Genomic DNA, 21620 nt, shown 5'->3' with positions numbered 1-21620 from the left:
TGATTTTTAAAACGTCTCAACATTGAGACGTTTTTTTTATTTTCTGTGATTGATAATAATGAATTGCTACATTTTAAAGTAGAAATAAATGATTATACTTAAAAATACTACTATTGTGGTATTTGTTTTTAATAGTATTAATCGGAAATTTGCAGGGAAGATCTAAATAGATACAATCTTGAAGCTATTTAGAACCTTACGATAAATTAAAGAAATACTAATAACTATATGAAAAAACTATTCTTAGTACTTGCTTTCGGAGCAGGGATATTTACAGCAACTGCACAAACCAAAGACGAAACTATTAAGTGGCTTACAGAAAAGCTAAAAGCCTACGGAAAAAATGCATCTCGTGCTACTAATGTCATTATAAAAAGTGTTGATGAATGTAAGATTGTAGTTAATTATACTTTAAGTTCAACAAATAAGCAGGGTAAGACGGAACAATTGGTATTTGAGCAAATTTTACCCACAAATATCAATCGAATTATTGGTTCCAATGAAAGTTATCCCGGTCACTTTTTCTATAATGAAGAAACTGCAATTACAAATTTTGAAGGAGAATTTTTAAGTAAAGACCGTACCAGTACGTTAAGGTTTGATGATAAAAGTGTATACATTCCGGATGTAGATAAGGCAATAAAGCATTTGGCAACCTTTTGTGTAAAGAAATAACATCATGTCTTAACTCAACTTAAAAACGACTTTTAAAACTATGATAAAACACACTACTATTATTCTTTCATTACTTTTAAGTATTTCTAGTTTTGCACAATCCAAAAAGCTCAAAGAATATCATTACGACAACGGTACACTAATGTCTTCCGGTTATGAAAATGCTGAAGAAAAAGAAATTGGTGAATGGAAATCGTATCATGAAAACGGAACATTGGCATCAATTGGGAATTTTGAAAAAGGAGAACCGGAAGGTGAATGGAAACTTTACTATGAAAGCGGAAAATTAGAAGAAGCTGGAAAGTATAAAAATGGAGAAAAAAGTGGAGAATGGAAAACTTATTATGAAAGTGGGAAACTGAAAGAAATCGGAAAATATAAAAAAGGAAAAGCTGATGGTGAATGGAAATACTACAAAGAAAACGGGGAGTTAGAAGAGATAGAAGTCTATAAAGACGAGATATAATCTTGATTAATTTAAAATGAACCTATTACTCTTTTACTGCATTACTTTCGGATATTTTAAGTATTGTAGAACCCAATATGCTGTAATAGTAGAACTGGAAAAAATGGGAACATTTCCGAGTGTCATCAGAGTTCTCACTCCTATCGTATAAATAATAACCTATTTTTAAAACAAAATGAAACCGCTACTTTTTCTCATCATTCTTTTTTCGCTAAATTTTCAAGCACAGGAAAAAAAAATCGTAGATTTTTTAAACAAAGACCTGCGTTGGGAAGTTGAAAATCAATTTAAAAATTCTGACAGAGTTGAACGCTATGACACACTTGTGGTTGTAGAGCCGTTTCAGATTAAAAATGGAATGTTAAGCATCGCAGTAAAGCGTAAAAAAGTGGAATTTTCGGAGCAAGGAGATAAATATACAGAAACTTATTTCACTGAAAAACAAGAGATTGAATTAAGTAAAATCACCAGACTTTCAAAAGATATCAATGTTATTTTTGTAACCCAGCCTGACGCGGTGAAAATTTATGAAAACGGCAAAGAAACAAGAACATACAGCTTATTTTTCTTACAACTTTGCTGTTCGGAAAAATACAACGAAACCTGGGCGAATGAACTCTTGGCGTTACTAGAAAAAACAGGCTACTCTATCGAAATGGAAAACTGGTATGATTAAACTTTCCAAAAACCGTGAAAAGTATTTGCTTGAAAAATATTTTAGCACTAAAAATAACAAAAACATTCCGGCATATTTAAGTCAGTTTGGTTGTCGTGATAGTGATCTTACTGATAATGAACTGTTTTTCATCACCCAATACGTCACTCATATTGATCGTTTGGCTATTGGAGGGTCGTTTGTAACGGAAGAAGGTTTGCAATATCTGAAAAAATTAAAAAATGTTGAGTATTTAGATTTACGAAGTATGCCTTTGAATGATGATAACCTGGATTGTATCTTACATCTTGAAAATTTGGAATACCTCTATATAAAATTTACCGATGTTACCGTTAATGGAATTTTAAAAATTTTACAGGCATTTCCTAAACTGCAAACTTTAATTGCAGGAATCCCTGAAAATGACAACCATTTAATTGAAGTCTGGCAAAAACAATATCCGGAAATTGAGCTTATAGTCAGCACACGATAATTCATAGAAAAAATATAGATACTGATCTCTTTAATTTTAACCTCAAAAAACTGAACGCATGAAAACATCAAAATTATCTTTAATGCTTGTTATCTTCAGTATAATGATACAGGCACAAATTGTTCCTCCTAAAACAATGGAGGATTTCAAAAAGATTATGAAGATGAATAAAGACAATTTAGGAAAGGAACTGAAACAAAGTAAATTCGTGATGGAAGACGAATATGATATAGGAAATTTTGTAGAATATGAATTTGTTTCAGATGATGATAATGTTGAAAATGATATCACTATTCTTGTAATCAATGATAAATGCGAAGGAGTTGGAACCTCCAATTTATCCCACAAAGAATATATTGCTTTTTACAAAGAGCTGCAAGCAGCCAGCTATGTCCTTACCCATCAAAAAATCCAGCTAACGGATAATGAATTTTGGAGAAGCGATATTTGGATGAGTAAAGACAATGCCTGGAAAGCTTATGTAAGTTACTATGATGGCCAATACTATATAAGAGTAACGACCAATAAAGTTAATTATGGATCAAGAGAGGATAAGAAAACGGGTAAATTATTTGATCCGGCAATCACCCATTATGTAAGAATAAAAAACAGTGAAGGAAAAGGACATCTTCACAAAGCAGGCTGCTCGCATGAAACTTTGAAACCCGAGCAGGATGTGATGGGGATTGAAATATCTCCGGGTATGATGATGATTGCTTATGATTCTGAAGAATATGACGGAAATGATTGGGAAATTACAACCAACCAATCTACCCTTCCCTCCAATTGGTCGAATAAAATTAAAAGCTTTGAAATAGAAAATTTAGCTGTTAAAAGTAGTGAGAGTTATGGGAATCAATTTAACCAATATCTGGGAGCCAGAAAGCCCAACCGTGTTCAGGAGTTGGAGAACATATATGTAGATAAGGGGTTAAAGTTTGTTGTTTTTGACAAAGAAGATTTTAAAGGAAATTCTAAAGTATTTACCGGAGATAATAATGATTTAGGCTCATGGAAGGGGAAAATAAAAAGTTATATGGTAGAATATGCTAATCAATAGTTTTCTAATGTAATTTTTTGAAAGATTAACTTAATAAAAAAAAGAAGGTTTATTGAAACAAAATTCAATAAACCTTTTATTATTGGAATTACAAAAATATTAATCGTATCATTTTTTAAAATAATTTCAAAAAGAAAGTAATAATTACTTGGTCTGAATTGTCTTATTAAAACCAATAGAAAATTCACATACCCCATGAAATTATTATTCATTCCACTTGTATTTGTTTCTGTATCAATATATGCTCAGAAGGCAGAGAAGAGAATACCTTCCCTTAAAATAGATACAATGAGCATGAAGATGGCTGATCTTCATCTATCAAAAAAAGAGAAACAAAAAGATTTCTATAAAATACTTGTTGTAAAGCCTAAAGACCTAGCAATTTATTCATGCCTGAAAGATAAAAAGAGGGATACTACAGATTATAAAGTATTAAACCTGGCAATTCCTGAAAAAATAGCGTCTCTTCCCAAAGAGAAATAAGACTACTCTATTCAGGCTTTTAAATGCATAGAAAATTTAGATTTATAAAAAACCTTGTACCAACCCCTTTTTTATAAGTTCTTTACTGTTTTTGCTTTTGGTTTTCTTCAGGATATTTTTGTGATGAGTACGAACCGTATGATACGAAATTACTATAGTTTCGGCGATTTCCTTATCACTGTACCCCTTTATTAGTAATACGAAAACTTCAAGTTCTCTTTTCGTGAGACGTTCGGATATATTTAAAGCAAACAATTCCGGGCGTAAGGTTTTTTGATAGAAATCATGCCTTGATCCTATCCCGGAAACTGTTACCACATAATTATTCTCCTGTGAAATGCTCTGAATATTGGTGTGGATATTTATGGTTTGCAGCAGTCTTCCCTGTTCATCTTTTAAGGTATGGATTGCCTGATGATGAAAAAGTTCATAGACATTTTCCTTTGTTTTCATACGAAAACAATACCCTGATTTCAATTGCGTCTGATGTTCAAAGCCAATTTCCTTATACATTTCTAACGTCCAAGCTTCAGCTTCCATTACAAAAGGTAAATCATCAGGATGAACAAGATCGATAACATCTTTCAGATGCTGAGGGTATTTTTTCAGGTTGTGAATAGACAGAATACTCTCGCTGAAATTGCAAAGTGTACTGTTTCCAACATTTAAGGTATAATAATAGAAAGGTCCTAAAGCAAATAATTCAGCAATAAGTTTTTCTACTTCAGGTAATGCCACCGTTATATACTCATTAGACAAAGCTTCCGGGTATTTATCCCAAATATCATTAAGTATATGTTTAACAGGCTCCATAGGCAATGAGTTTTTATAAAAATACTTAAAATTCTCTTAAAATACTACAAATGCGGTATTTTTTTATGTCAATATAAATCGGAAATTGCATAATACTTATGAAACCAGTCAAGTAAATAAAACTAATATTGATCTCTGAAAACAATCATTATGACTAAAAAGTTGATTATTTCTCTTGCTTTTCTTTTACAAGCAGTTTTTGCTCCCGCACAGGTGCAAAAAATTGTGAAGATATTGAACCGTGAAATTCAAAAGGAAATTAAAGCACAAAAACAAGATTCAGCCAATTATTACGGAGAAAATTTTGAAGTGATAAAGCCATACAGTATCAAAGACAGTCTTGAAGGAAAATATAAAATTCTGACTCTTGAAATCCGAAAGAAAAACAACTACAAAAACATCTATTATACTATTAAACAGCAAATAGAACTGTCCAAGATCAAAGCAATTGTGAAAGACATCAACATTATATTTACTACAGAACCTAATGCTTCAAAGGCAACAGAAATTGAGGAAACTGGTAAAGAAGAAACCTATAGTGGCGATCTGTTCTTTTTAAATTTATCACATGAAAAAAAGAACGAAAAATTGGCTAACGAACTGATTAATGCATTTAAAAAAGCTGGATATTCTATTAAGAAAGAATATTGGTACGATTAAATTCATTTGTATTACTATATTTTAGTAATGATTTAAAAATGAAGAAAAAAATATTTAAATTGTAAAGAAAAATGAATATTTTTATCCTGTACAACCAATCACAATTTTAAAATTATGGGAAAATTTATCATTTCTACCCGTTCAAACGGAGATTTTCAGTTTAATTTGAAAGCAGGAAACGGTCAGGTTATATTATCCAGCCAAGGGTATAGCACTAAATCATCCTGCGAAAACGGAATTGATTCTGTAAAAAAAAATTCACAGGACGATTCAAAATTCGAAAGAAATGCAGCGAAAGACGGACGTCACTACTTTAATCTAAAGGCAACAAACGGACAGATCATAGGAACAAGCCAAATGTATGAGGCTGCAAGCGGTATGGAAAATGGCATAGAATCTGTAAAAACTAATGCACCGGATGCCTCTGTAGAAGAAGAAACAAATTAATACTATTAATTTGTAAATAAATTTTATAAAATGTCTCAGGATTTTGGGACATTTTTTATTTTTGTATCTACTTTCCTAAGAAAAATGATAAAAGAAGAACTGCTTCATAAAGCAATTAAAATAGCGACTAAAGCACACAAAGGACAAACCGACAAGTATCATGCACCCTATATCGCTCATGTAATGCGTGTCATGGAATATGGTAAAACTACCGATGAAAAAATCGTAGGTGTTTTGCATGATGTAGTGGAAGATCATCCTTCAGAATTCAGTCTGGATTATTTAAGAAACGAAGGGTTTCCAGAATATATTATTTTCGCGGTGAGCTGTTTGACCAAATATGATCCTGATGAAGATTATGATGAATTCATTAAAAGAACCGAAAGATCTCCTTTGGCAGTTGCTGTTAAAATGAATGACCTTCGGGATAATATGGATCTGAGAAGAGTGAACAGAGAACTTACTGTAAAAGACATTAAACGATTCAATAAATACCTGAAAGCTTACCGCTATCTTACGGAAAAGTATTAAGCTTTACATTATAAAATAATAAAGGCATTAAGAAAGTTATTCTTAATGCCTTTATTTATAGATAAACCTGGATTATTAATCCGCACCAGGATAGTCAAATGTTTTGACCGGATGGTTGGTACCGTCAATATTGATATTTAAAGCAACGTAAAGAAAATGTAAATTTTTGTTTCCTTTTGCTTCAAATTCTCTTTGCCAAAGATACCCTGTTGCAACCCCTAAATTGTTGTCGATCTGATATCCCAATCCTCCATACACTCTGTTTCTTGCAAAAGTAGGTTTCATTGGAGTTACAAAAAACACTTCATCGTATGCATTTGCAAACACGGTTCCTTTTTTCACTTCTTTAGCATTTAAAGGAACACTCACATTCAAACGGTAACGGTAACGCATTCTTTGTGAGCTTTTATCCGTCTGAGGTTCATAAAACCAACTTTTCTCAGCACGAAAACGGTTTTCAAATTTTACGATCCCTTTTTTAATATCAATCACATCCTGTAACCATACTCTGAATTCTTCTTTGTTGATCGCATGATCTTTATAGGTTGCATATCTTCCCAAACCAATAAAAGGTTTGTGATTTTTAGTAAGATAATATCCTAATCCTCCTTTTATTTCATAATAATCAGGATAAGTAAACTCATCAATACTTCTTACCTGACCTTCCCCGTAAAGGAAAAATTTCGGATGAAACTTATAGGTTAACGTTAATGCGCCGAATCCGGAAATATGTTCCTGGGCTTTAATAAAAGTAAGACTTAAAAGTAAGCTAAGGCTTAGAAAAAGTTTCATCTTGAAAAAATTTTTGCAAATGTAATTGAATTAACAATTTCGTAATATTAACTTTAATTCATCATCAATTAACATTTACTTAATATTGATATTATATGAAAACCCAATGTGAAACCATCTTTGCGGCATTTTCACACCGAATGCTTCTGTATATTCCGTATTTGTAATATTATTAATTAAAACATACACCGAATAGTCTTTTTTAGCGAAACTTATTTTTTCATCCAAAAGATTATAACTTCCATTATTTAATCTCTGGTTATATCGGTAAACAAGTTCGTTGGTGAAACTTTTCAGGAATTTGGTTTCCAGTTTTGCAATCACCTGATGTTTTAGGTTGTCTAAAGTATATCTTGAAACAAAATCTTTGGACTGCTTGAAATCATTATCCAAATATGTGTATCCTACAGAATATTTAAGCCAATTTAGTACCTGATGACTGACCTCAATCTCAATCCCTTTTATTTTCATATCTCCCACATTCTGAGCATACCAAATAGGATCGTTTAAAGACGTTTTTATCCAGTCAATGGGCTTGTCAGAATCTCTCAGAAAACCACTTGCTTTTACCAAGATATTTTTAGTTTGATACTGATATCCAATTTCTGCATATAAAGCGCTTTCCGGTTTTAAATTAGGGTTTCCATTCTCTGTTTTACTCATGTAAAACAAATCAGTGAATGTAGGAACTCTATGAACTTTTGAAATATTACCATAGACTTTACTATTGCCGGTAAAGTTATATCCAACATCAAGACCCGGATAAAAAAAGTTTCCTACATTAGAATAGTTTGCCCATGAAATTCCGGGAGAAACATTCAGCTTTTTATCGAAGAATGAGAAATAATGTTCAAGGAAAACCTGTGATACAAATCGTTCCCTGTTTCCTAAATTATTACTTGCTAAAAACTCCTTTCTCAGCTCCACGCCTACACCCGTCGTTCCTAATCCCCAAGTATAGCTCGAATTCACTTCTCCGCCTACATTATTTCCAATGTGCATATTTCTGTAGATTTCAGGTTTCTGACGGTTGTACAGATACATGTCTTGCCCTCTTCTCCAATATACATTTGAATTGAGTTTAAACTTTCCAAAACTCTGTCTGTGAGCCAAACTTATAATGGAAGCCTGAAGCTCTTCATACTGCTCAGTCGCCGCTGCAGAAGAATAAAAACCATTAGCTCCAAATTTTTTCTCAGAGAAACCAGCCTGTAATTTTAGATCACCGTCTTTTATTTTTAACTGACTCTGATAAAAAATATTACGGATGTCATAATCTGTATTATACATATATCCTTGAGAAGAATTGGAACTCATATTTAATGAATTTGAGAATTTTTCACCTCCCAAATGAGCACTCAGTCCTAATCCATAAGATTCATAATCTCCGGCTTCTGCATTAATCTTTACATTTTTACCGGAATTGATTTTTGTAATAATATTGATAGCTCCTGCATAAGCATTCTGTCCGAATCTTCTTGCTGCAGGTCCTTTTATAACCTCAATTCTTTCTACATCTGCCAGATCAACCGGAATGTTCAAAGAATTATGTCCGGTTTGAGAATCGTTCATTCTGATTCCGTTGATAAGGAGAAGAACCTGTTCAAAAGAACTCCCTCTAAAAGTAACATCACTTTGTACTCCATTTGCACCTCTCCTTCTTATATCCATTCCTGCAACCTGCTGAAGAACTTCGTCAATACTTTTTGCCGGTGAATTTACAATCTCTTCTTTCGTAATGATGGTAATGTTTTGATTAGCCGATTTATACGGAGTAGAAATAAATTTCCCTTGAACCTCAATGGTTTCAATGTCAGTAGTTTTTTCCTGAGCTTGTATAAAAAACACAGATCCAACAAAAAAAAGACTGCCTATTCTCTTGATCATAACGGTATTTACTTTTAGTTTTTAGTCATTTTTAAAAGTCCCCAAAAGTAGCAGAGTTTACTTACACCGCAAAATGATTGTTGTCATACTGTTAAAAACATCTAATTTTCATATCGTTGAAGATTAAAAAGTTTAAAATATCAACACAATATCCTTATTCACTTAAATTGAATCTTAATGGGATAGAAAACAAAAAATTATTAATCCTATTAAGATATTGTTATCACCATATTCCCATAAAAATTCGTAATTTTGTTAGTCTTAATTTTACTATGGCTTCAACTACAGATATAGATATTAAAAAACAGATTTTCGTTAAGAATGCACACCTTAATAATCTGAAACACATAGATGTACTTATTCCTAAAAATAAATTAATTGTCATCACAGGAGTTTCCGGAAGCGGAAAATCGTCACTGGCTTTTGATACGATTTATGCGGAAGGACAGAGAAGATACGTTGAGAGTTTAAGCTCTTATGCGCGTCAGTTTTTGGGAAAACTAGAAAAACCAAAAGTTGATGATATTAAAGGATTAGCTCCTTCCATAGCGATTCAACAAAAAGTAATTTCTTCGAATCCACGTTCTACGGTAGGAACTTCTACAGAGATTTATGATTATATGAAACTTCTTTTCGCAAGAATTGGGAAAACCTATTCTCCTGTTTCGGGCGAAGAAGTGAAAAAAGATTCGGTTACGGATGTGGTAGATTTTATTAAATCATCCAAAAAAGATTCTTCCTTTTTATTAACGGCACCACTGAAATATGATGTGTCAAATTTTGGCGAAAATTTAAATGTATTAAAGCTTGCTGGTTTCACACGTTTGGAAATCAACGGGAATGTTGCCGGAATTGAAGATTTGGAAAGCTTTGGATTCACTCCCGAAGAAGGCATGGAAATCAATCTGGTGATCGACCGTTTTTCTTATGAAGAAGATGAAAGTTTCCTTCAAAGATTGGCAGACTCTATTCAAATGGCGTTTTATGAAGGTCATGGATACTGTGCATTAAAGAATATTGATACCGGAAAAATTAAAGAATTCTCCAACAAGTTTGAGCTCGACGGAATTGAATTTCTGGAACCGAATGTTCATTTTTTTAGCTTTAATAATCCTTATGGAGCTTGTCCTACATGTGAAGGCTACGGAAAAGTAATCGGAATTGATGAAGATTTGGTCATTCCGAATAAAACACTATCAATTTTCGAAGATGCTGTTGCTTCATGGAAAGGCGAAAGTATGAGCGAATGGAAAAAAGATTTTATCAAAAAAGCAAAAGATTTCCCTATTCATAAGCCTTATCATCAGCTGACCAAAGAACAGAAAGCTTATCTTTGGAAAGGTGACGGAAGTAAAACGTTCCCATCCGTAAATAATTTCTTCCAGATGCTGGAAGAAAATTTATACAAAATACAGTATCGTGTAATGCTTTCCAGATATCGCGGAAAAACACTTTGTCCTACCTGTGAAGGACTGAGACTGCGTGAAGAAACCAGCTGGGTGAAAATTGACGGACACGATATCCAGTCGATGATTGAGCTTCCTTTAGATGAGCTTTTTCCTTTAATTAACAGCTTAATATTATCTGATCACGACAAAGAAGTTGCCAAGAGATTATTATATGAAATTACAACCCGCCTTGAATTTTTATTAAAGGTTGGTTTAGGATATCTAACATTAAACAGAACATCCAATACCCTTTCCGGAGGTGAGAGTCAGAGAATTAATTTAGCGACGAGTTTAGGAAGTTCTTTGGTGGGATCTATTTATATTCTAGATGAACCGTCGATAGGACTTCACTCCAGAGATACAGAGAACCTGATTGAAGTCTTACAAAATCTTCGTGATCTGGGAAACACCGTAATTGTTGTAGAGCACGACGAAGATGTGATGAAAGCAGCCGATTATATCATTGATATTGGTCCTGAAGCAGGATATTTGGGTGGTGAGCTTGTTTTTGCAGGTGATTATAAAGAACTGAAAGATGCAGATACTTTAACATCAAAATATCTGACAGGAAGATTAGAAATTGAAGTTCCTTCAAAACGCAGAAAAGGTAAAGAGTGGATCCATATAAAAGGAGCCCGTCAAAATAATCTTAAAAATATTGATGTAGATGTTCCGTTAGAAAATCTTGTAGTGATTTCAGGAGTTTCCGGAAGTGGAAAATCTACTTTAATGAAAGAAATCCTTACGAATGATATTCAGATTCAGTTGGGAATGGGCGGCAAAAAAGGGGATTATGATTCTGTTGAGTTTCCTAAAAAACTCATTAAGCACATTGAACTGATTGACCAAAATCCAATCGGAAAATCTTCCAGATCAAACCCTGTAACCTATCTTAAAGCGTATGATGACATCAGAGATTTGTTTGCGAAACAAAAGGTGTCAAAAATGATGGGCTACAAACCCAAACATTTCTCTTTCAACGTAGATGGAGGACGCTGTGATGAATGTAAGGGAGAAGGTGTTATCAATGTTTCGATGCAGTTCATGGCGGATATTGAGTTGGAATGCGAGGTTTGTAAAGGAACCCGCTTCAAAAACGAAATTCTGGAAGTAAAATTTGACGAAAAAAATATTTCCGATATACTTCACATGACGGTTGATGAAGCCTTGGAATTTTTCAAAGATAACCATGAAGAAAAAATTGTTACTAAACTAAAACCTCTGCAGGATGTAGGATTAGGATACTTACAGTTAGGACAAAGCTCTTCTACTCTTTCGGGAGGTGAAGCACAGCGTGTGAAGTTGGCTTCTTTCTTGGTAAAAGGTGTTACTACAGATAAAACCTTATTTATTTTTGATGAGCCTTCAACCGGACTGCATTTTCATGATATTCAGAAATTATTGAAATCCTTACAGGCTTTAATTGATTTGGGACATTCTGTAATCGTGATCGAACATCAGCCGGATATCATTAAATGTGCTGATTATATCATCGATATTGGTCCAGAAGCCGGAAAATATGGTGGTGAAGTTGTTTTTGCCGGAACACCGGAAGATTTAGCAAAAAATAAGAAATCTCACACAGCGAAGTATGTTGCTGAGAAATTATAGAAAATAGGTAGTCATATCTAAATAAAAAGGAAGCAAAATTTGCTTCCTTTTTTGTTGTTTTTATGTAATTGATTTATTAAATCCCTATTTCACAGTCATTTTAAATACTTTAATTTGTTCTGATTGATCAGAAAGAACCTGAAGCATATAATTTCCTGCAGAAAGTTTTCCTTTCATCTGAATAAAATTAGTATCATTCTTCTCAAGTTTTTGTTTGGCAACCAATCTTCCGGACATATCTAAAAGTTTAATGGAAGTATGTTCCTTTTCAAGGACATTTCCTTTTAAATAGAAATTACCATTGTTTGGATTATCATAAAGGATAAGATCGATTGGTTTTGTAGCTTCAGATGTAGAAAGCTGCTCTTTTAAATCAAACTTTGCAATATAACCAAAAGGCTGCTGAACAGCAGGATTCAGCATGGATGGAAACGCTCCGTTGGAAGTTCCGATCCCTGAAGTCGCTCCTGTTGTTCCATAAAGTATGAAAGAACCATCATGTAAGAATTTTGGCGTGATATATTCTCCCCAAAAACTGGTTCCCGGTCCTCCGTAATAAGAACACCATTTTCTTGCACCGGTATCATCAAACTCAGCAAAATACATATTTGTCCAACTTGATGATGTGTTAGGAATGGTCGTTAAAAAAGCATTTTGGGTAGAAATATTATCAGAAGCTCCATATTGATTGCCCGTAATCATAATTTTGTTACCGAAAACAGACAGATTAGCAAAACCTAGGTTAGTATCATATCCATTGGTTCCAAAATAAGTACTCCAGACTCTGTTTCCTGTAAAATCAAATTTGCTTAAGAAAAGATCTCCTGAGCCCGTCATTTGTGGCTTAAATGCTCCACTTGTTGCAAAGTAAGTAGGAAAATTTGCATCTTCATTTTGTCCGGACACGTAAATTCCTGTAGAATTTATACCCATATCATAGATTCCGGTTCCCGTATAGGTATTGGGTGAAAGAGGAGTTCCGTAAAAGGTTCCCCATACTTTTTGCCCTGTGGTACTATTAATTTTAGTAATTAAATTTTGTGCGGTTGAAGTAGGCTGAAAAGTTCCTGAATCCGTATAATTTCCAGGCATTGCAGGATGATATTGTGAAACAGTATAAATATAACCTTCAAGTACTTCATAATCATAAATCTCGGGCGAAAAAGTGGCCCATATCTTTTGTCCGGAACTGTTAAGTTTTACTAGATAACTGTTTATTCCGGTAGTTGTACTATTCTGGTAAGTAATAAAATTCTCAAGAAACACACCGGAAGTAGTAAGCCCGGGAATATTTTCATTCGTATGTCCTTCTAAATAGATATTGGAATCCGAATCAAACCTGAGCATCATTCCTCTTGCTGTAAATGGTTTGGGAAGATAGGTGGTCCACAACAGGCTTCCCGAGGGAGAATATTTTGAAAGTGTAAATGTTTTGTTTGAAAGTGAATTTTGATTTTGAGTAAGCCAGACTCCGGAAGTCGCAAGATTATTTACAATACTGCTATATCCTTTCAAAATATACTTGTTATCCTGAGGATCAATACCTCTTAAAATTTCAAAATTACCGGCTGTTCCTGTGTCACTGCCTTTATACCCTGCATAAATCATTGCTCCTGAGCTTCCGAATACCGCATGATACAGATTAATACTAAAAGACAGATTACAATTATCTCCTCCTAAAACAAACTGATTATAATAACTGCTCTGATAACCATTTTGCATCGTGGTTTGTGAGTTGGTGTAGATATTATTTTGAGAATCTTGAAACACATTGGTTTCCACCTTATATTCATCAAATAATAAATTTCCTGTACCTCCTACATAAGTTCCCCAAGATCTGGTGTAAGGAAATGAGGTTTGACCATTTAGTGTGTAAGCCGAGAAGATTACAGATAGTAGAATAAAAATTTTTCTCATAAGTGTGAATATATTCCAAATTTATAAAAAATAGATTGATTCACAACAAAATATACAAAAATCCTGAAGCTTTATATAGTGCATCACCAAAGACCTTATTTCAGCTGCAACACTTTATCCACAACAAAATGTTAGTAACTTGTTAATTTTAACATTAAATTAATATTTCGTATTAAAATTATTACTACATTTACTATGTAATACAAACGAGGTGAAAACATATTTTGCTTTTTTCAGTTTTGAAATTGCAATTAAATTTATAAAAATTTAAGCACAGCATTGTCGGCTGTGCTTTTTTATTGTTGTCTAATTAAAAAAATGAGATGTATTTATCTACTGAATCCGTTCCTAAAGAACGGATTCTTTTAATTAAATGATTGCTTGTAACTTAAAGGCGTTGTATTCGTTTTCTTTTTAAACAGCTTATTAAAAGACTGGGAATGCTCAAAACCCAATTGATAAGCTACTTCGGATACCGAAAAACCGGTTGTGGTAAGATATTCCTTTGCTTTTTCTATCAATTTTTCATGGATATGTTGCTGGGCGTTCTGTCCTGTAAGATTCCTAAGCATATCACTCAGATAATGAGCCGACAGATGTAACTCAGAAGCTAAAAAGTCTACAGTTGGGAGGCCATTCGTGAGTGTCTTCTGGGAGTTAAAATAATCTTCCAGCAGATCATCCATTTTAGAAAGAAGATCATGATTAACCATCTTTCTGGTGATGAATTGTCTTTTGTAAAAGCGATTACTGTAATTCAGCAAAACTTCTATATAAGAAATAATAACATCCTGGCTTATTTCATCGATTGCTGTATGGAGCTCATCATTAATATTATTCATCAAACTGACAATGGTTGTTTTTTCTTTTTCCGATAAATGCAAAGCTTCATTGGTATCATAAGAAAAGAAACCATATTTCTTTATATTTTTTGCCAAAGGATAGTTTCTTAAAAAATCCGGATGAATAAATAAAGTATACCCATAATATTCGGCATTTTCATCGGTAATTAACACCTGATTAGGGGCAGTAAACATCATTCCTCCTTCATTGAAATCATAATAGCCTTGTCCATACCCTATTTTACCGTTTTCCGAAAATTTATAGGAAATTTTATAAAATCCCAATGTAAAACTTCGGTGAAGAAAATCCTTATTCACACTCATCGTTCTGTTATCCACCAAGCTAATCAGCGGATGAAGAGGTTTTGGAAGCTGTAAAATAGTATGCAATTCCGAAACCGATGAAATTTTTAAAGGAGAATAATCTTTCTTTTCCATAATTAAAGGTATTAAAAAGAAGCGATATGACTAATCAAAGCTATGATTATTAATCCAATACGCTGGTTATAAGATTTAGATAAACTGTTTTCCAAATTGTTCTCTGAAAACTTCCGCACCCATTTCCAATCGTTGCGCATACAATGCTTTTGCATCATCTCCTGCTACGTATCTTAATTGTGTTTTACCGTCCGTTGCAGCTTCATACACTACTTCTGCAATAAGTTCAGGTTCAGAAGCTCCTTCCATCATAGCTTCTGTATTCGAAAACATCGTATCTACCATTGTCTGATATTCCGGTTGAGTTCCCATATCTAAAGAACGGCTGATAAAATCTGTTTTAATTCCTCCCGGAGACACTGTTTTTACATCAATTCCGAAAGTATTTAATTCATACGCCAGACTTTCGCTCCATCCTTCCAATGCCCATTTTGTAGCATGATAGGTTGACCCCAACGGAAATGCAATCAAACCTCCGATTGATGTAGTCGTGATGAACATTCCGTTTTTTCTCTCTCTGAAATAAGGGATAAATTCTTTTGTGACACGAATAACGCCTAATAAATTGGTATCTAATTGTTTTAAGATCTGATCATCATTCAACGCTTCTAAAGGTCCGATCAAGCCATAACCTGCATTGTTGAATACCAAATCAATATCACTATAAGCCAATGCTTTTTTTATTGTTGATTGAATTTGTTCTAAATTGGTAACATCTAATGGAAGAATCGTAACATTTTCCAATTGACTTAATTCTGTTTCTGCTTCCGGATTTCTCATCGTTGCGATCACATTCCATCCTCTGCTTTGAAATAATTTTGCCGTTGTTTTTCCTAGTCCTGTTGAGGCACCTGTTATGAAAATTGTTTTCATTTTTTTATTGTTTAAAAATTACATGACAAAAGTCCGCACTTTTGAAAGGACTAAAGTTGCCAAAACGGATTTTCATGTAGCCAAAATGAAATTGGTCTGAAAATTTCATTCTAAAACAACACTTTATTCCTAAATCAATCAATATGGAAACGAAACAAATCTGGGCAAATCTGGCAGTGGCAGACCTTGAAAGAACCACAAAGTTTTATGAAGAATTAGGCTTTACATCCAATAATTCCGTGAAATCTGATGAACTGACAAGCTTTTCTTTTGGAAAAAATAATTTTATTATCAATTTTTTCCTGAAAGACATTCTTGAAACGAATACTAAAATGAGTTTTTCAGATTTAAAAACCGGAAACGAAATCATTTTCAGTCTTTCGGCGGGAAGTAAAGATGAAGTTGATGGATGGGTAAAAACAGTCGAAAAAGCCGGCGGAAATATTTTTGCGGCACCTTATGAAATCAAAGAAGGATACACTTTTGGATTTTCCGATCCGGACGGACACAAATTTAATGTTTTATATTGGCCGGGAATGTAATCAGATGATGTAATAATTCTATAAAAAAATACCGAAGATTCATAGAACCTTCGGTACAATTTGTTAAATATGATTGTAGTTAATTACGATTTTAAAGTCCAGATTGAACCATTTTTAGTCGTAAATTTTTCAAGAGTACCTTTAGAAGCAAGTTCATTTAAGATTTTCTCGCTTTCAACTCTTGGTGTTCCGGATAATTCTGAAAATTCTTTTGCAGTAAGTGAAGGGTATTTTGCAAAAAGACTTTCCCAGTTTTTAGAATATTCAGATTTTTTTGTTTCTGCATTGATTTTTAAAATTGCAGTTTCGTAGAATGCATAAGGTTTTGAACCATATACTGTTTCTCTGCTTCCTCCTCCGTTTGTAAAAAACATAGTAGGGAAACCACGAACTCCCATTTCTCTTGCCAATTTAAGATCTTCCTGGAAAAGGTCTTTTGCTTTTCCGTCAAAATCAGCTTTTAATTTATCAGTATCTAAACCAACTTTTTTAGCGGCAGCTGAGATATGTTCCCATTTTGCGATATTTTTCTTTCTCAAAAACACCATTTCACGAAGCTCTCTCATGAATTCCAACGCCTTAGATTTATCCTGAAGCTGAGCTGCTTTAAACGCAATTGAAGGCGGATAAGAAGAATCTAATGGGTCTTTTAACCACACATCTCCATCAATCGGCATATCATAATATCCGCTTACTTCATCCCAATGATGAGCAACATCTGAAGGCTTACTGATTCCTCCACTGTTGTAGCTCCAGTCTGGAAGAAGACCTCCCATTCTGTATTCTATTTCTACGTTGTTTCCGTATTCTAATTTAAGTTTTCTCAATTGAGGTTCAATTCCCCAGCAAGAAGAACAAATCGGGTCTGTAAAATAAATAACTTTCACTGGCTTTTCATTGGTTTTACTGTTCCCATTTTCTGTTTTTTCCCCCGGCGTTTCACAAACTCCTGTAGCAGGATCACATAATAACGGGTTGGTTGTTTTGTTTTCCATTTTTTTACTTTTATCGTTCTGCCCATTGCAACTGCTTAAAGTTACGGTAAGGAACAAGAATGTTAGTATTTTGCAGTTTATCATTTTTTTAATCATGATAATATTTAATACTTGGTTATTATTGAATGCAAAGCTAACGTTTAATCATTACATTTTAACAATAAATTCCCTTTTGGAAACTAGTTTCCTCTAGGAAACTACCTGAATAATTTTTATTAGATTTGTACAATCAAACGTTTTTACATTTTTAAAGAAGCAAAAATAGAATGAAAAAGGAAGCCAATTTAAATACATCATTAGTTTGCAAGCACAGAATGAGTGCTATTAAGGATGCTATGGAGATTTTATCAGGCAAATGGAAGTTTCATATTTTAGGAACATTATTGCAGGGAGGGACTATGCGTTTTATGGATTTATTGAGAGAAATTGACGGTATTGCAGCTAAAATGCTTTCAAAAGAGCTTCAGGATATGGAAATCAATCATCTTATTAAACGTACTGTACTCGATACCAAACCTGTTACCGTAGAATATGAAGTGACAGAATATGGAAGAACGATAGAACCTATTATTGATGAAATTGCTAAATGGGGTATTGAATACAGAAAGTCTCTTTATCAGAGATAGCTATAAAAAACCGGCAAATATGACTTGCCGGTTCGAAAAAACAAAAATTGATATGGATATGATTAATATGTGTTTTAGTAAATTTTTACTGACACAAATTTATATTTATTTAGAATTAATAAAAATAAAAACACACTGACATTTGTCAGTATTCATAAAATATCAATCATATCTCATTTAATATTTAACTCGTTTTTAAAAGAATTCTCCAAAATGCCATAAAATTCCTGAAGGATCATGAACAAAACATTCTTTTCCCCAAGACATTGTTCTGACAGGAGTTAACCTTACTCCTTCATATTTTTCAAGATTCAATTGCTGAAGTTCATTCCAAAACTCATCTGTATTTTCAACCTCTATAAAAAGCATGGTATTCTCAATCCAGTCTTTTACATAGGCATCTTGTAAATAAAACCCAATTTCCTTTTTCTTAAATAAGGATAATTTAGGTTCTAAAACAACTTCTTCAAATCCTAAGTCTTTGTAAAAATTACGGCTGACTTCAAAGTTTTCAGCGCCAATAAATGGGCGAATTGATTGTAAATTTTGTTTCATGATAATCTGTTTATCCAGCCATTATAAGTCATTTCAAATTTTATTTCTCCTTTTCCATGAGATCCGACCTCTTTCCATCCGGATTTTCTGTAAAATTCTTCGGCTCTTGTATGAGGTAAGGTTCCAAGCCAAACGTTTTCTTTGGTCTGTTCAAAATACCAATTTAGCATTACATCGTGAAGTTTTCTTCCGATGCCTTTCTTCTCAGAATCAGGATGTAAAAACAATGCCCAAATGTTGTTTTCCTTCATATCTACAATGGAAAATCCTACAATTTGATGATCAATTTCACAAACCCAGCCCTTTCCCCTTTCAAATAAAAATTCTTCACAATCTTTATCGGTAACTAATCCAGGATCAGACAATGTATTTTCTTTTACAGAATTTCTCACGATCTGTATCTGCGGAATATCTTCTATTCTAGCCTCTCTGATTTCCATGCAGAATATATATTAAAAGTAAAAAGGCAAACTGCTTATCTGCAAATCTGCCTTTATATTTATTAAACTTTTACAAATTATTTCTTATCTACTACAATTCTTTCTGTTCTGTTGGCCAGTTCCCAAGCCGTAGCGAAAACCAATTGTGTTCTCTTTGCCAATAAATTGTAATCAATTTTTTCAACATCATCCGTTGGTTTGTGGTAATCTTCATGAATTCCATCAAAGAAAAACGCTACAGGAATATTGTTTTTGGCAAAATTATAATGATCTGATCTGTAATATAATCTTTGAGGATCATTCGGATCATCGTACTTATAATTTAATTCCAGGTTATTTGTTGTTTTATTAGCAGCTTCGTTAATTACTTTTAATTGAGAGCTTAGCATATCGGAACCGATTACATAAACATACTGTTTTCCTCTGTTTTCCGGATCATCACGCCCAATCATGTCGATATTTAAATCCACCACTGTATTTGCTAACGGAAACACAGGATTATCAGTATAATATTCTGATCCAAACAAACCATGTTCTTCTCCCGTCACATGAAGGAATAAAATCGATCTTTTAGGTCCTTTTCCTGCTTTTTTAGCACTCTGAAAAGCTTTTGCAATCTCCATAACAGCAACAGTTCCACTCCCATCGTCGTCTGCACCGTTATAGACTACTCCATTTCTTGTTCCCACATGATCATAATGCCCAGAAATAACAACAATTTCTTCAGGTTTTTCACTTCCTTCTATGAATGCTAAAATATTTTCAGAATCAGGCAGATTTCCTCCTCCTCTTTGCTTCATAAAATCAGCAGGAACTTTCTGATAGTAGGATCCCAATGCTTTTGGATAAGAAATCCCTAAACTTTTATAATAATTAATCATGTATTCTCCAGCCTTTTTTTGCCCTGGACTTCCGGTATCTCTCCCTCCCATTTCATCTGAAGCAATTACATATAAGTTTTTCTTTAGATCTTCTGCCTTAATTTCCTCATAAGCAGACTGAAATGCTTTATTATATTTTTTAGGGGAAGTAACAGAAGAACCTGATGTTTCAGTAGAAACTTTTGAAGCTCCGCAGCTGGTAAGTAAAGCAGCAGCGAATAGTGGAATGATTAACTTTCTCATTTAAAATAATTTTCTTAAAAATAGCAAATTTATATTTATCCTCTAATGAAATCTAAAATTTATTATATTTGATTTAAATGCCAAATGAATGAAAGAAATTTACGGATTTAATCATTATTCTTTTTTTACCGAAATGTCTGAACTTTCCCGAAAGCATGGAAGTTTTGACTTGTCTTTAGGTCTGCCTGATTTTGAAGTAGATAGCCGGCTACGGTATTATCTGAAAGAATCTGCAGACAGCATTAGCCATAGCTACGAATCACTTGAAGGCAATACTTTACTGATCGACAATATTATTAAATTTAACGCCAGCAGAAAGAATAGCATTGTCATAAGAAGAGAAGAAGTAAATATTGTTCCATGTTCAACTTTTGCTTTATATACTTCTTTAAAATCTATTATCAATCAAGGAGATGAAGTTATTGTTATACAGCCGTCATATTATACCTACGCTCCTTCAATTGTTCTTAACGGAGGTGTTCCGGTTTATTATGATCTGGAAAATGATTTTACAGTCGATTGGGATAGACTTCAAAGTTGTATTTCGGTAAAAACAAAAGCAATTATTGTCAATTCACCTCAGAACCCAACCGGTAAAATATGGAGTAAAAGTGATTGGGAACGATTGTATGAACTCATCAAAGACCAGGAGATTTACCTTATTTCAGAAGAAATTTATGATATTTATTGTTATGACAATATTGAGCATTACAGCTCATTTCTTCATCCGGAATTAAGAAAAAGAACCTTCTGCATATTTTCTTTCGGAAAAATGTTCCATGCAACCGGCTGGAAAGTAAGTTACTTACTTGCTGCAGAAGATCTTCTAAAGGATTTTAGGAGTTATCAGCAGTATATTTCTTTCAGTACGAATGCTCCTGTTCAATATGCGGTAGCCAAATATCTTGATGTATTTGATCCTGAAGAGAACCGAAAAGCCATGGAAAATAAAAGAAATATTTTTAATGAACTTATTCAGTACACTCCTTTACAGGTTGAGCAAAAAGCACAGGGAAGTTTCTTTCAGATTGTAAATTTCAGAAACATTTCAAAAACCATTACAGATGTTGAGTTTTCCAAATGGCTGACCATAGAAAAAAAAGTATCTTGTCTTCCCGTTTCTGCATTCTATAATGCTAAAACAAATTCGGATTATATAAGATTTAGTTTTGCAAAAAAAGATGATCTGATTATTGATGCTTTAGAGTATTTAAGAAAGAATCTTTAAGGTTAAAATCATTTATAAA

General features: G+C 33.3%; 24 protein-coding genes. 14 read left to right on the top strand and 10 right to left on the bottom strand.

Translation table 11 applies throughout. The features are described 5' to 3' along the window. Positions 1-228: 228 nt before the first annotated feature. The 7 genes from LV842_RS01005 to LV842_RS00980 all read left to right on the top strand — a co-directional run bounded on the left by LV842_RS01005 (position 229) and on the right by LV842_RS00980 (position 3832). On the top strand, positions 229-675 hold the full coding sequence (locus LV842_RS01005) for a hypothetical protein (RefSeq protein ID WP_233109600.1): 447 nt from the start codon (positions 229-231) through the stop codon (positions 673-675). 40 nt (positions 676-715) lie between these two features. Continuing rightward, positions 716-1141 carry a toxin-antitoxin system YwqK family antitoxin gene (locus LV842_RS01000; protein ID WP_233109599.1) on the top strand — a complete coding sequence of 142 codons (426 nt, stop codon included), beginning with the start codon at positions 716-718 and terminating at the stop codon, positions 1139-1141. Between the two features lie 16 nt (positions 1142-1157). Next, entirely contained in the window at positions 1158-1292 is a 135-nt protein-coding gene (locus tag LV842_RS16070) for a hypothetical protein (protein WP_262909352.1), read from the top strand. A gap of 24 nt (positions 1293-1316) precedes the next feature. Next, entirely contained in the window at positions 1317-1817 is a 501-nt protein-coding gene (locus tag LV842_RS00995) for a hypothetical protein (RefSeq protein ID WP_233109598.1), read from the top strand. Then, positions 1810-2289 (top strand): hypothetical protein, encoded by a 480-nt coding sequence (locus LV842_RS00990; RefSeq protein WP_233109597.1) that lies wholly within the window; start codon positions 1810-1812, stop codon positions 2287-2289. The genes LV842_RS00995 and LV842_RS00990 overlap by 8 nt, the downstream gene beginning before the upstream one ends. A 58-nt stretch (positions 2290-2347) precedes the next feature. After that, complete coding sequence (locus tag LV842_RS00985; protein ID WP_233109596.1) at positions 2348-3349, top strand: hypothetical protein; 1002 nt, start codon at positions 2348-2350, stop codon at positions 3347-3349. Between the two features lie 195 nt (positions 3350-3544). Next, on the top strand, positions 3545-3832 hold the full coding sequence (locus LV842_RS00980; protein ID WP_233109595.1) for a hypothetical protein: 288 nt from the start codon (positions 3545-3547) through the stop codon (positions 3830-3832). 42 nt (positions 3833-3874) lie between these two features. On the opposite strand, the gene LV842_RS00975 is transcribed toward LV842_RS00980, so the two are convergent. Beyond that, complete coding sequence (locus LV842_RS00975; RefSeq protein WP_233109594.1) at positions 3875-4645, bottom strand: response regulator transcription factor; 771 nt, start codon at positions 4643-4645, stop codon at positions 3875-3877. A gap of 150 nt (positions 4646-4795) precedes the next feature. Here LV842_RS00975 and LV842_RS00970 point away from each other — a divergent pair, with 150 nt between their 5' ends. From LV842_RS00970 to LV842_RS00960, 3 genes are all read left to right on the top strand, one after another. Further along, a complete protein-coding gene (locus tag LV842_RS00970) occupies positions 4796-5305 on the top strand; it encodes a hypothetical protein (protein ID WP_233109593.1) in 510 nt (169 codons plus the stop codon). A gap of 114 nt (positions 5306-5419) precedes the next feature. Further along, entirely contained in the window at positions 5420-5752 is a 333-nt protein-coding gene (locus tag LV842_RS00965; RefSeq protein WP_233109592.1) for a YegP family protein, read from the top strand. Positions 5753-5836: 84 nt separating this feature from the next. Then, a complete protein-coding gene (locus LV842_RS00960; RefSeq protein ID WP_233109591.1) occupies positions 5837-6283 on the top strand; it encodes a phosphohydrolase in 447 nt (148 codons plus the stop codon). Positions 6284-6358: 75 nt separating this feature from the next. Here the strand turns inward: LV842_RS00960 and LV842_RS00955 are convergent, their stop codons facing one another. Both LV842_RS00955 and LV842_RS00950 read right to left on the bottom strand, forming a co-directional pair. Then, complete coding sequence (locus tag LV842_RS00955; RefSeq protein ID WP_233109590.1) at positions 6359-7075, bottom strand: DUF2490 domain-containing protein; 717 nt, start codon at positions 7073-7075, stop codon at positions 6359-6361. A 75-nt stretch (positions 7076-7150) separates the two neighbouring features. Next, a complete protein-coding gene (locus LV842_RS00950; protein WP_233109589.1) occupies positions 7151-8962 on the bottom strand; it encodes a TonB-dependent receptor plug domain-containing protein in 1812 nt (603 codons plus the stop codon). A gap of 272 nt (positions 8963-9234) precedes the next feature. On the opposite strand from LV842_RS00950, the gene uvrA reads away from it, so the two are divergent. Next, positions 9235-12021 carry an excinuclease ABC subunit UvrA gene (gene uvrA, locus LV842_RS00945; RefSeq protein ID WP_233109588.1) on the top strand — a complete coding sequence of 929 codons (2787 nt, stop codon included), beginning with the start codon at positions 9235-9237 and terminating at the stop codon, positions 12019-12021. 84 nt (positions 12022-12105) lie between these two features. On the opposite strand, the gene LV842_RS00940 is transcribed toward uvrA, so the two are convergent. From LV842_RS00940 to LV842_RS00930, 3 genes are all read right to left on the bottom strand, one after another. Beyond that, positions 12106-13938: a T9SS type A sorting domain-containing protein gene (locus LV842_RS00940; protein ID WP_233109587.1), complete on the bottom strand. Its 1833-nt coding sequence runs from the start codon at positions 13936-13938 to the stop codon at positions 12106-12108. Positions 13939-14303: 365 nt separating this feature from the next. Then, positions 14304-15218, bottom strand: a complete 915-nt coding sequence (locus LV842_RS00935) for a helix-turn-helix domain-containing protein (protein WP_233109586.1) — start codon at positions 15216-15218, stop codon at positions 14304-14306. 75 nt (positions 15219-15293) lie between these two features. Then, on the bottom strand, positions 15294-16091 hold the full coding sequence (locus LV842_RS00930; protein ID WP_233109585.1) for an SDR family oxidoreductase: 798 nt from the start codon (positions 16089-16091) through the stop codon (positions 15294-15296). A gap of 143 nt (positions 16092-16234) precedes the next feature. On the opposite strand from LV842_RS00930, the gene LV842_RS00925 reads away from it, so the two are divergent. Further along, positions 16235-16633 carry a VOC family protein gene (locus tag LV842_RS00925; protein ID WP_233109584.1) on the top strand — a complete coding sequence of 133 codons (399 nt, stop codon included), beginning with the start codon at positions 16235-16237 and terminating at the stop codon, positions 16631-16633. An 83-nt stretch (positions 16634-16716) separates the two neighbouring features. Here LV842_RS00925 and LV842_RS00920 read toward each other — a convergent pair whose 3' ends face one another. Continuing rightward, a complete protein-coding gene (locus LV842_RS00920; protein WP_233109583.1) occupies positions 16717-17628 on the bottom strand; it encodes a ClpXP adapter SpxH family protein in 912 nt (303 codons plus the stop codon). Positions 17629-17894: 266 nt separating this feature from the next. Here LV842_RS00920 and LV842_RS00915 point away from each other — a divergent pair, with 266 nt between their 5' ends. Continuing rightward, positions 17895-18254 (top strand): winged helix-turn-helix transcriptional regulator, encoded by a 360-nt coding sequence (locus LV842_RS00915; protein ID WP_233109582.1) that lies wholly within the window; start codon positions 17895-17897, stop codon positions 18252-18254. A gap of 195 nt (positions 18255-18449) precedes the next feature. On the opposite strand, the gene LV842_RS00910 is transcribed toward LV842_RS00915, so the two are convergent. The 3 genes from LV842_RS00910 to LV842_RS00900 form a co-directional block, all read right to left on the bottom strand. Then, a complete protein-coding gene (locus LV842_RS00910; protein WP_233109581.1) occupies positions 18450-18809 on the bottom strand; it encodes a VOC family protein in 360 nt (119 codons plus the stop codon). Next, positions 18806-19249, bottom strand: coding sequence for a GNAT family N-acetyltransferase (locus tag LV842_RS00905; protein WP_233109580.1), 444 nt, complete (start codon positions 19247-19249; stop codon positions 18806-18808). The genes LV842_RS00910 and LV842_RS00905 overlap by 4 nt, the downstream gene beginning before the upstream one ends. A gap of 77 nt (positions 19250-19326) precedes the next feature. Beyond that, the gene (locus tag LV842_RS00900; RefSeq protein ID WP_233109579.1) at positions 19327-20373 is read right to left on the bottom strand and encodes a M28 family metallopeptidase; all 1047 of its coding nucleotides are present in this window, start codon (positions 20371-20373) and stop codon (positions 19327-19329) included. A gap of 88 nt (positions 20374-20461) precedes the next feature. Here LV842_RS00900 and LV842_RS00895 point away from each other — a divergent pair, with 88 nt between their 5' ends. Continuing rightward, complete coding sequence (locus tag LV842_RS00895; protein WP_233109578.1) at positions 20462-21601, top strand: aminotransferase class I/II-fold pyridoxal phosphate-dependent enzyme; 1140 nt, start codon at positions 20462-20464, stop codon at positions 21599-21601. Positions 21602-21620 lie beyond the last annotated feature (19 nt).

This window comes from Chryseobacterium gwangjuense, assembly GCF_021311115.1.
In the GTDB taxonomy this organism is placed as follows: Bacteria; Bacteroidota; Bacteroidia; order Flavobacteriales; family Weeksellaceae; genus Chryseobacterium; species Chryseobacterium gwangjuense.
Note: the sequence above shows the minus strand (reverse complement) of the source record. Positions and strands in the feature narration are given on the sequence as shown.